Source organism: Mycobacterium sp. ACS4054 (assembly GCF_001667275.1).
In the GTDB taxonomy this organism is placed as follows: domain Bacteria; phylum Actinomycetota; class Actinomycetes; order Mycobacteriales; family Mycobacteriaceae; genus Mycobacterium.
The window spans coordinates 17410-27242 of sequence record NZ_LZHV01000047.1 but is presented as its reverse complement, the minus strand read 5'-3'; the positions used below and the strand labels follow the sequence as shown (position 1 = coordinate 27242).

Below are 9833 nucleotides of genomic sequence, written 5' to 3'. Positions count from 1 at the left end.
GGGGGGGCGTCTTTTTAGCCGCCCCGGGGGGGCGGGGCCGGGGGGGGGGCGGGGGGGGGGGGGGGGGGGGGGGGGCGGGGGCGGCGGGGGTGCCCGCGACCGCACCGGTGGCGGTCACGTTGGCCAATCGGGTGATCGCCTGCTCGGCGGCCGCCCGCGCGGCAGGGGTGCGGCGGGGGCTGCGGCGCCGGGAGGCGGCGGCCCGCTGCCCACAGCTGCACGTCGCCACCGCCGACGCGGACCGCGACGCCCGCCACTTCGAAGCGGTCATTGCCGCGGTGGACGACCTGGTGCCGCGCGCCGAGGTGCTGCGGCCCGGGCTCTTGGTGCTGCCCGTGCGCGGGGCGGCCCGCTATTTCGGCTCCGAGGCCGACGCCGCCGAGCGGCTGATCGACGCGGTGGCTGTGAGTTCAGTGGCAGGCGCCGAGTGCCAGGTCGGGATCGCCGACCGGTTGTCCACCGCGGTCTTCGCGGCGCGGGCGGGCCGCATCGTCCCGGCGGGCGGTGACGCGAAGTTCCTGTCGGTGCTGTCGATCCGCCAGCTTGCCACCGAACCCAGTCTGTGCGGCCCCGGGCGCGAAGAGCTGACGGACCTGTTGTGGCGGATGGGGATTCGCACCATCGGCCAGTTCGCCGCGCTGTCGGCCACCGACGTGGCGTCCCGATTCGGCGCCGACGGGGTGGCCGCGCACCGGCTGGCCCGCGGCGAGCCCGAGCGGGGACCGTCCGGGCGGGAGCCGCCGGAGGAGCTGGAGGCCGTGCTGGACTGCGACCCGCCGATCGACCGGGTCGACGCGGCGGCCTTCGCCGGGCGTTCGCTGGCCGCGGCGCTGCACCGGACGCTGATGGCCGCCGGGGTGGGCTGCACCCGGCTGGCCATTCACGCCGTCACCGCCAACGGCGAAGAGCTGCACCGGGTTTGGCGGTGCGCCGAGCCGTTGACCGAGGACGCCACCGCCGACCGGGTGCGCTGGCAACTGGATGGCTGGTTGAGCAGCCGGACCGCCCGTCACCCCCGCCCGACGGCGGCGGTGACGCTGTTGCGGCTGCGGGCGGTCGAGGTGGTGTCTGCCGAGGCGCTGCAGTTGCCGCTGTGGGGTGGCCTGGGCGAGGAGGACCGGCTGCGGGCCCGCCGGGCCCTGGTGCGGGTGCAGGGTCTGCTCGGGCCGGAGGCGGTGCGCGTGCCGGTGCTGTCCGGCGGGCGCGGGCCGGCCGAACGCATCACGCTGACCCCCCTGGGCGATGAACCGGTTCCGCGGGCCGACCCGGCTCAGCCCTGGCCCGGCCGGCTGCCCGAGCCGTCGCCGGCGGTGCTGCTCGATGACGCGGTGGAATTGCTTGATGCCCAAGGGGACCCGGTGCGGGTGACCAACCGGGGGCTGTTCTCCGCCGACCCGGCGCGGCTGACCGGGCACGGCCGGGACGAGCGGCTGGACTGGTGGGCCGGCCCGTGGCCGGTCGACGAGCGGTGGTGGGATCCCGACGTCGGAAAGGGCCGCACCGCCCGCGCGCAGGTCCTGCTGGAAAGCGAGCGGGCGTTTCTGCTGTGCTACCGCCAGCGGCGCTGGTACCTCGAGGGCAGCTACGAGTGAGGTGCCCGGGCCTGCGCGGATCGGCTCGACCGCGAATCTTCGCCGGCCCGGCGACTAGGCTGACACGATGCCAACGACGTCGGAGCCCCCCGAGGGAAATGACTTAACGCCGCACTTCGACGATGTGCAGGCCCACTACGACTTGTCGGACGAATTCTTCCGGCTGTTCCTCGACCCGACCCAGACGTACAGCTGCGCCTACTTCGAGCGCGATGACATGACGCTGGAAGAAGCGCAGATCGCCAAGATCGACCTCGCGCTCGGCAAACTCGGTCTGCAGCCGGGCATGACGTTGCTCGACGTCGGCTGCGGTTGGGGTGCCACCATGATGCGCGCCGTCGAAAAATACGACGTCAACGTCGTCGGCCTCACCCTGAGCCGCAACCAGGCCGATCACGTCGAGCAGTTGATCGCCCAATCCGACAGCCCACGTTCCGCGCGGGTCCTGCTGGAGGGCTGGGAGCAGTTCGACGAGCCGGTCGACCGGATCGTCAGCATCGGCGCCTTCGAGCACTTCGGGCACGAGCGCTACGACGCGTTCTTCACCCTGGCGCACGACCTGTTGCCCGACGACGGAGTCATGCTGCTGCACACCATCACCGGGCTGCACCCGACGGAGATGGCCGAGCGTGGCATGCCGCTTTCGTTCACGTTCGCCCGATTCATCAAATTCATTGTCACCGAGATCTTTCCGGGTGGGCGGCTGCCCTCGATACCCATGGTGCAAGAGCGCGCCACCGCGAACGGCTTCACCGTGAGTCGCGTGCAGTCGCTGCAGCCGCACTACGCCAAGACGCTCGACATCTGGGCCGCCGCACTGCAGGCCCACAAGGACGAGGCCATCGCGGTGCAGTCCGAGGAAGTCTACGAGCGGTACATGAAATACCTGACCGGTTGTGCCGACGCATTCCGGATCGGCTACATCGACGTCAATCAGTTCACGTTGCAGAAATGACTTCCACGGCACGCCGGACACCGGGCGGCGCCTGACCCTCGACGGCTCGCGCCCTCAGCCCTGCCGGTCGCGCACCGCCTGCGCCCGCGCCATCACCCCGGCGCCGCCGGGCAACGCCCCCACCACGGCGCGGGCCAGCCGATCGCGGCCCCGCACCCCGTCGGTCCTGGCCTGCCCGGTGCGCAGGTGGCGCCACCCCAGCGCCGCCCACGACCCCGCGACCGCGGCGTCGATCACCCCGCCGCGGGCCCGGCGCCGGTCCACCGCGGCCAGGCCGAGCGCGGTGGCCGAGTGCACGGTGTCCACCCACACGCCGGCCGCCAGCACCTCCGGACCGGGATTGATCCCCGACAGCAGCGCCTGGACGATGTGACGTCCGCCCAGGATCCGGGTGACGACGAGCGCCTTGCGATCGACCTGCACGCCGTGAATGCGCTCCAGCACCTCGGACGGGGCGGCCAGCAGCACGGCGCCCCACCCCGCGCGCAGCACCTCGATGAAGCGAATCTTCATGGGGTACAGGGTAACCGGCGTGCGAAGGCCCCAACCCGTTCGATGAACCGGTCGAAGAACGCCGCCGCGTCGACGTCAACGCCGATCAGGGCGTTCGGCTTTCGGCGTCCCGACCAATCGGTCACCGTCATGGCGCGGGTCAGCGTCCCCGTCAGCTCGATGTCGACGGTCGCCGGGCGCGTGGAGACCAGCCCCGGGTCCAGCGCCGCGGCCGCGGCCAGCGGATCGTGCAGATGCGCCTGGTAGCCGTGGCCGATGTCCTGGTAGGCCTCGAGGTAGAACCGCATCGCGTCCTCGACCACCCGGATCAGCGGGTTGGACGCCGTCGACCGGGTCCCTGGCTCGTCGTCCGCGCTCATCGGCGTCGCCGTCGACCCGGCGGCGGCCGCCAGCCTGGCGAGGTGCTCCGGCGTCATCGCCACCCTGCGGGTCAGGTCCAAACCGCAGAGGATCGGAAGACGCTCTGGCCCAACGACTTCGGGGTCCCAGGCGGCCAGCACCTCGGCGGCGGCCTCGGGGTCCACGCTGATGTTCCATTCCGCCACCGGCGTGGTGTTGCCCCGGTGATCGTAGGAACCGCCCATGACGACCAGCCGGCGCAACAGCGTCGGCAGCGCCGGTTCGGCGCGCAGCGCCAACGCCAGATTGGTCAGCGGCCCGGTCGCGACGCCGATGAGCTCACCCGGAAAGGCGTGCGCGGCGCGCACCCAGGCGCTCGCCGAGTCGTGATCGGTGAGCCGGCGATCGGCGGTCGGCAGCTCGGCGTACCCCAACCCCCGGGAGCCGTGGACCTTCGATGGTAGGCCCATGGGCCCCGACAGGGTCTCGTTCGAGCCCTTGGAGACCGGTATGCCGGTGACGGCGCACAGCTCGAGCAGGCCCAGGTTGTTCTCGCAAACCTGTTGCACGCCAACGTTTCCCCCGGTGGAGGCGATGCCGACCACGTCCGCATCCGGGCTGGCGAACAGGTACATCAGGGCCAGCGCGTCGTCCACGCCGGTGTCGACGTCGACGAAGACGGGGGTCACCGCGGGGATTCTACGGCCACGCCGAGGCGAAGGTGATCACCAGGACGTCACGCTGCGCGGGGCCCGAGCCGTCGATCGGCCGGATCGGGGAGACGCCGTGCAGGGTGCGGCGGTCGTCGCCCAGCATCAGCGTGCCGGGCTCGGCCAGGGTGGTCGCCAGCAACTGCCGGCCGTCGAGGTCGCACACGGTGCTCTCGCCGCCGATGGCGTTGCGCCGCCCGACCAGCAGCGAGCTGACCAGGGTGACGCCGTCGCGGTGCATGCCCTCGGGCGTGGGATGGCCACCCTCGTCCGTCAACGACCGGATCCGGAACAAATGCACCTTGACGTTCCAGTCCTGCACCCGGTCCAGGGCGTCCGCCACCCGGGCCAGCAGATCGATCAGCTTGCGCAGCAAGGGATCCCCAGCGAACGCCTCGGTCAGCGGCTCGAAGTCGCGGTCCTTGCCGATGTAGAGCGGATTGGAGTCCTCCGGCTGCACGAACGTGCTCCTGGGCATCGGTCGCAGCACCCCGTCGCGCAGGGAGTACTGGCCGTACCGGCGCAGCCGCTGCACGCCCAGCTCGGCCGCGTAAGGGTCGGGCCCCAGCCGCTGCCAATGCCGGGCGAACCGGGTCCACTCTTCGCGGCCGGCGCCCAGGCTCCGCGTCACGTCGAATGAGGACATCACGGCGGCGCCGGCCGGCGCGACCAGCCGGGCCGCGGCGGCCACGGGGTCGGCGTCGGCCCGCTTCTCGGACAGAATCCGGGTCATCGCGCCGGAATACCGCAATCGCGCGCGGCGCAAACGCGTCGATTTAGTCGATTTACCAGTGCACTCCGGGCACCAAGCGCACCAGACGTTTGACTCCTCGCGGTGTCCGGATGCCCTTGGTGACCGCGCGGACGGGCCGCCTCGGCTTGCGCGGTGGCCGGGGAACGGCGGCGGCCGGTTCGGCGGGCACGCCGCGGGCGGCGGCCGAGTCCGGGTAACCCAGGTACAGCTGGTGCAGGATGCGCCGGGACGTCCGCGGCGCGAAGTAGTTGCCCACTTCGGCGAGCGTGCCCAGCGGGGTGTCGATGCGGGCCGGCTTTTCCACCAGGCCGCGCACCACCATCGCGGCCGCGCGCTCCGGGCTGATGGCGGGCACCGGGTTGAGCCGGTGCGACGGCGCGATCATCGGCGTACGGACCAGGGGCATATGGATATTGGTGAACGTGATGTGGTCGGACAGCGTTTCCGACCCGACCACGTCGGCGAACGCGTCCAGCGCCGCCTTGGTGGGCAGGTACGAGCTGTACTTCGGGTTGCGCGCCTGCACGCCGGCGCTGGAGACGTTGACCACGTGACCGAATCGACGCTCGCGCCAGTGCGGCAGCAGCGCCAGCACCATCCGCACCGCGCCGAAGTAGTTGACCGCCATCACCCGCTCGTAGTCGTGCAGCCGATCGGTCGAATTGACCACCGAGCGGCGGATCGATCGGCCCGCGTTGTTCACCAGATAGTCGACGTGGTCGAAGCGCCCCAGGATGTCCTTGATGGTGTGCTCGACCGAGGTGGAATCGGTGACGTCGCAGGTGAAGGCGTGGGCGTCGCCCCCGCCGGCGCGGATCTCGGCGACCAGTTGGTCCAGCGCGTCGGCGTTGCGGGCCAGGGCGAACACCGTGGCCCCGCGCTCCGCGACCGCGATCGCCGCCGCCCGGCCGATGCCGCTGGACGCGCCGGTGATGATGACGTGCCTGCCCCGCAGAGGGGCCCGCGGATCGTCGCGGCGCGCCCGGTCCGGGTCGAGGTGCTCGGCCCAGTACCGCCACAGCCTGGGCGCGTAGTCGGAGAACTCGGGCACCTCGATGCCGGTGCCGCGCAACGCGTTCCGGGTCTGGTCGTTGACGAAGGTGGGCTTGAGGTCGACGAGGTCGAACACCTCGGCCGGGATGCCGAGCTGGGTGGCCGCCATGTTGCGCAGCACCCGGGCCCGCCCCCGCACCTTCAGCACCGGCGCGGCAACGGAGCCGGGCAGCGACCCGCGCGCGGGCGGCAGGCCCGCCGCCTTGGCGACGCCGCGGTAGATGCCGCGCAGCCCAACGGTTTTGGGGGCGGTCAGGTGGAACGTGCGGCCGTCACCACCCTCGGCGTGCATGAGCGCGACCAGCGCGTCGACGACGTAGTCGACCGGCACGATGTTGGTGCGCCCGGTGTCGGGCAGCAGGACGGGTGTCAGCGACGGCAACGCCGCCAGCTTGGCCAGCACGCCGAAGAAGTAGTACGGCCCGTCGACCTTGTCCATCTCGCCGGTGCGCGAATCGCCCACCACCACCGCCGGCCGGTAGATCCGGTAACGCAGTCCCGGGGCCGAGCGCACCAGCAGCTCGGCCTCGAACTTCGTCCGGTGGTACGGGCTGGGCAGCCGCTGGCCGACGTCGAAGTCGTCCTCGGTGTACTCGCCGGGGAAGTCACCCGCCACGGCGATCGAGGACACGTGGTGCAACGTCGCGCCCCGCCGCGGCGCCCGCCCCACGACGGCGCGGGTGCCGTCGACGTTGGTGGCGCGCTGCTGGGCCTCGTCGGCGGTGATGTCGTAGATGGCCGCGCAGTGCACGACGTGGTCGACCCGGCCCAGCTCGGCGACGGTCTCGTCGGCCAGCTCCAGCTCCGGCAGCGCCGCGACCAGCGGCTTCGCCCGCTCACCCCACTCGGCCGCCAGGCGTTCGAAGCGGCCCAGCGACTCCCGGCGGACCAGCACCCACACCTGGGCGTCGGGCCGGCTGTCCAACAGGCGACTCACGACGCGGCGACCAATAAACCCGGTACCGCCGGTAACGACATACCGCATGCAGCCCATCGTGGCGGCTGGCGGCCGCCCGCGTCAACTGTGGCGATCGCAAGCGCGGCGTAGCCGGGCGCGGCGGGTCGCCACCATCCACCCCGTGACGCGTCAGTTGTGGAAGTCCCGGATGCCGTCCCACTCCACCAGGGTCCAGCCGTAGAGCGGGTTGCCGGTGATCACCACGCGGCCGATGTTGGGCAGGGGGTGGCTGGTCAGCAACGAGTCCTTGGCGTTCTTCGCGTTCATCAGCGTCCAGTACTCGATGGCGAACTTGTGCGAGAACACCACCGGGTCGTGCTGGCCGCTGTTGTAGACCTTCGCGATGGCGGCGGTGAACTGTTCGTTGAACTCCTTGCCGCTGACCGACCCCGGGATGCTGTCCTGCGTGTCGCCGCGGAGCCAGTCCGCCGGCGCCAGCAGGTACGTCGCGTTCTCCTGCGGGATCGGCTTGCCCTCGAACCAGCCGGCGTTGATCTCCTGAATGCCCTGCAGCACCTCGACCTGCTTGCCCAGCTCCGAGGCCAACGGCGCGGCGGTCTGCTGGGTGCGGACCATGGTGGAGGCGTAGATGCCGTCGTAGTCCTTGTGGCCCGCCTGGTGCGCGACTTGCTGGGCCTGCCCCTGACCCTCGGGGGTCAGGCTGGGCCCGGGCACCGAGGTGTCGATGATCCCGCTGGCGTTGGATGCCGACTGGGCGTGCCGGATGAACGTGATCGTGATGCTGCGCGCCTGCGGTGTCCCGCCGCAGGCCCCGACGACGAGGACCGCGGTCAACGCCGCGACGGCCTTCGAGACATTCCGGATCACGCTGCGCTTCGGCATGGCAAATAGCCTGCCCTGCCGACGGCATCGGTGGGAAGGGTTTGCGATGGTTAAGTGGAGAAATTACTTGCGAAGGAGACTCAGATGGCGATTGACCCGAGTGCCGTCGGCGCGGTGACCGAACCGATGCTGTTCGAGTGGACCGACCGGGACACGCTGCTGTACGCGCTCGGCGTCGGCGCCGGCCTGGACGACCTGTCGTTCACCACCGAGAACAGCCACGGCATCGATCAGCAGGTGCTGCCCACCTACGCGGTGATCTGCTGCCCGGCGTTCGGGGCGGCCGGCAAGGTCGGAACGTTCAACTGGGCCATGCTGTTACACGGCTCGCAGGAAATCCGGTTGCACGCGCCGCTGCCGCCGGCGGGGAAGCTGTCGGTGGTCACCGAGGTCGCCGACATCCAGGACAAGGGCGAGGGCAAGAACGCGATCCTGGTGTTGCGCGGCCGGGGCACCGACCCGGACTCGGAGAAGCTGATCGCCGAGACGCTCACCACCCTGGTGATCCGGGGCGAGGGCGGGTTCGGGGGCGTGCCGGGTCAGCGGCCGGTGGCCCCGGAGATCCCCGACCGCGAGCCCGACGCCCGGGTGGCGTTGCCCACCCGGGAAGACCAGGCGCTGATCTACCGGCTCTCCGGTGACCGCAACCCGCTGCACAGCGACCCGTGGTTCGCGCGGGAGCTGGCCGGGTTCCCGAAGCCGATCCTGCACGGGCTGTGCAGCTATGGGGTGACGGGCCGCGCGCTGGTCGCCGAACTCGGCGGCGGGACCGCGGCCAATGTCACCTCGATCGCCGCGCGGTTCACCTCTCCGGTGTTCCCCGGCGAGACGTTGACCACCATGATCTGGCGAACCGAGCCGGGCAAGGCGGTGTTCCGCACCGAGGCCTCCGGGGCGGAAGGCTCCGGCCCCCGGGTGGTGCTCGACGACGGCGCGGCGGAATACGTGCAGGCCTAGCCGGACAGCTCGCGCGCCAGTCGGGCGGTGAACTCGCTGGCGCGCTCGGGGCTGTCCAGTGCGAACTGCGCGGCGGTGGCGCGGTCCCCGTCGTCGTAGTGCCGCACCAGGATTGGCACGCCACCGTCGTGGACCGCGTCGAATGCGTCCTCGTCGGTGATGTCGTCGCCGAGATAGACCGGCGTCCGGGTGCCCGCTTCGGCCTCGGTCAGGTGGTCGAGCACCCAGCGCAGCGTTTTCCCCTTGTCCCAGTCCAGGTCGGGGCGCAGCTCGATGACCTCGCGGCCGGTGGTCACCCGCAGGCCGTCGCGGCGGCCTGCCGCGCGCACCGCGGCCGCCACCTCGCCGACGCGCTCCCGGGCGGCGTTGCGGTAATGCACGGCGACCCCAAAGCGCTTGTGTTCCACCACGACACCGTCGATGGCGCCCAGTCGTTCGCGCAGCTCGCCGGCCGCGCCCTCCAGCACCGGAATGGCCGCCGCGGCCGCGTCGTTCTGGTGGTGCGTGCCGTCGGGCGCGGTCAGCTCGAATCCGTGGCTGCCGGCGTACCATATCCCTTGCACACCAACCCGTTTCGTGACGTCGGCCAGGTCGCGGCCCGACAGCACCGCGACCGGACACCGCGCGGCCAGCTGCCGCAGGGCATCGGTGGCGCCGGCGACCGGGACGGCGGCGTCGGGATCGTTGACGATGTCGGACAGCGTGCCGTCGAAGTCGAAGAACACCGCCGGTCGCCGCGCGGCAAGGTGGTCGAGGGCTTCCAGCGCATCGGGCAACTGCGACATCCGCCGGTCCCCGGTTCGCACGGCGACCTCCCGCAGGTCGGTGACGACCGCGTCCGCGCCGGCGTCCCGCAATGCCTCGCCGTGGCCGGTGCCGATCACCAACGCGAAGCCGCCGGCCCGCGCGGCGGCGACGCCCGCCGCGTCGGCGGTGACCACCGCGCATCGACCGGGCCGCACCCCCAGGTCGTCGGCCGCCCTCGACAGGTCCTCGGGTGAGGAGAAAACCGCGGCACCGACGCCGATCTCGCGCAGTTGCGCATCCAGGACGGGGTCGGGCGCGTCGAACAGCACCGCGTCATGGCGGCGCGGGTCGATGATCACCGACCCGGAATCTGGCATGAACCAACCTTCTCACGCCGGCCGGGCCGTGCGGG

At 71.7% G+C, this 9833-nt stretch carries 9 protein-coding genes; 3 read left to right on the top strand and 6 right to left on the bottom strand.

The window, feature by feature from the left end:
- The first annotated feature begins 89 nt into the window (after positions 1-89).
- Together A5730_RS12360 and cmaA1 are read left to right on the top strand one after the other, a co-directional pair.
- Positions 90-1592: a DNA polymerase Y family protein gene (locus A5730_RS12360; RefSeq protein WP_067900366.1), complete on the top strand. Its 1503-nt coding sequence runs from the start codon at positions 90-92 to the stop codon at positions 1590-1592.
- A gap of 67 nt (positions 1593-1659) precedes the next feature.
- Positions 1660-2547, top strand: a complete 888-nt coding sequence (gene cmaA1 / locus A5730_RS12355; protein WP_067900365.1) for a cyclopropane mycolic acid synthase CmaA1 — start codon at positions 1660-1662, stop codon at positions 2545-2547.
- Positions 2548-2601: 54 nt separating this feature from the next.
- On the opposite strand, the gene A5730_RS12350 is transcribed toward cmaA1, so the two are convergent.
- The 5 genes from A5730_RS12350 to A5730_RS12330 all read right to left on the bottom strand — a co-directional run bounded on the left by A5730_RS12350 (position 2602) and on the right by A5730_RS12330 (position 7717).
- Positions 2602-3060: a hypothetical protein gene (locus A5730_RS12350; protein WP_067900362.1), complete on the bottom strand. Its 459-nt coding sequence runs from the start codon at positions 3058-3060 to the stop codon at positions 2602-2604.
- Positions 3057-4097: a nucleoside hydrolase gene (locus A5730_RS12345; RefSeq protein WP_067900358.1), complete on the bottom strand. Its 1041-nt coding sequence runs from the start codon at positions 4095-4097 to the stop codon at positions 3057-3059. Before A5730_RS12345 ends, A5730_RS12350 begins: the two co-directional genes overlap by 4 nt.
- 1 nt (position 4098) lies before the next feature.
- Entirely contained in the window at positions 4099-4842 is a 744-nt protein-coding gene (locus A5730_RS12340; RefSeq protein WP_067900377.1) for a 2OG-Fe dioxygenase family protein, read from the bottom strand.
- 52 nt (positions 4843-4894) lie between these two features.
- Complete coding sequence (locus A5730_RS12335; RefSeq protein ID WP_067900374.1) at positions 4895-6901, bottom strand: SDR family oxidoreductase; 2007 nt, start codon at positions 6899-6901, stop codon at positions 4895-4897.
- A gap of 102 nt (positions 6902-7003) precedes the next feature.
- Positions 7004-7717 carry a histidine phosphatase family protein gene (locus tag A5730_RS12330; protein ID WP_067900355.1) on the bottom strand — a complete coding sequence of 238 codons (714 nt, stop codon included), beginning with the start codon at positions 7715-7717 and terminating at the stop codon, positions 7004-7006.
- An 84-nt stretch (positions 7718-7801) separates the two neighbouring features.
- On the opposite strand from A5730_RS12330, the gene A5730_RS12325 reads away from it, so the two are divergent.
- Positions 7802-8674 carry a MaoC family dehydratase gene (locus tag A5730_RS12325; protein WP_055401301.1) on the top strand — a complete coding sequence of 291 codons (873 nt, stop codon included), beginning with the start codon at positions 7802-7804 and terminating at the stop codon, positions 8672-8674.
- Here A5730_RS12325 and otsB read toward each other — a convergent pair.
- Positions 8671-9798: a trehalose-phosphatase gene (gene otsB / locus A5730_RS12320; RefSeq protein ID WP_067900353.1), complete on the bottom strand. Its 1128-nt coding sequence runs from the start codon at positions 9796-9798 to the stop codon at positions 8671-8673. The two genes, A5730_RS12325 and otsB, sit on opposite strands and share 4 nt — an antisense overlap.
- Positions 9799-9833 lie beyond the last annotated feature (35 nt).

Coding starts and splice junctions, on each gene's coding strand:
- otsB (WP_067900353.1), bottom strand. CDS start 9,798: ATGCCAGATTCCGGGTCGGTGATCATCGACCCGCGCCGCCATGACGCG.
- A5730_RS12350 (WP_067900362.1), bottom strand. CDS start 3,060: ATGAAGATTCGCTTCATCGAGGTGCTGCGCGCGGGGTGGGGCGCCGTG.
- cmaA1 (WP_067900365.1), top strand. CDS start 1,660: ATGCCAACGACGTCGGAGCCCCCCGAGGGAAATGACTTAACGCCGCAC.
- A5730_RS12325 (WP_055401301.1), top strand. CDS start 7,802: ATGGCGATTGACCCGAGTGCCGTCGGCGCGGTGACCGAACCGATGCTG.
- A5730_RS12340 (WP_067900377.1), bottom strand. CDS start 4,842: ATGACCCGGATTCTGTCCGAGAAGCGGGCCGACGCCGACCCCGTGGCC.
- A5730_RS12330 (WP_067900355.1), bottom strand. CDS start 7,717: ATGCCGAAGCGCAGCGTGATCCGGAATGTCTCGAAGGCCGTCGCGGCG.
- A5730_RS12335 (WP_067900374.1), bottom strand. CDS start 6,901: ATGCGGTATGTCGTTACCGGCGGTACCGGGTTTATTGGTCGCCGCGTC.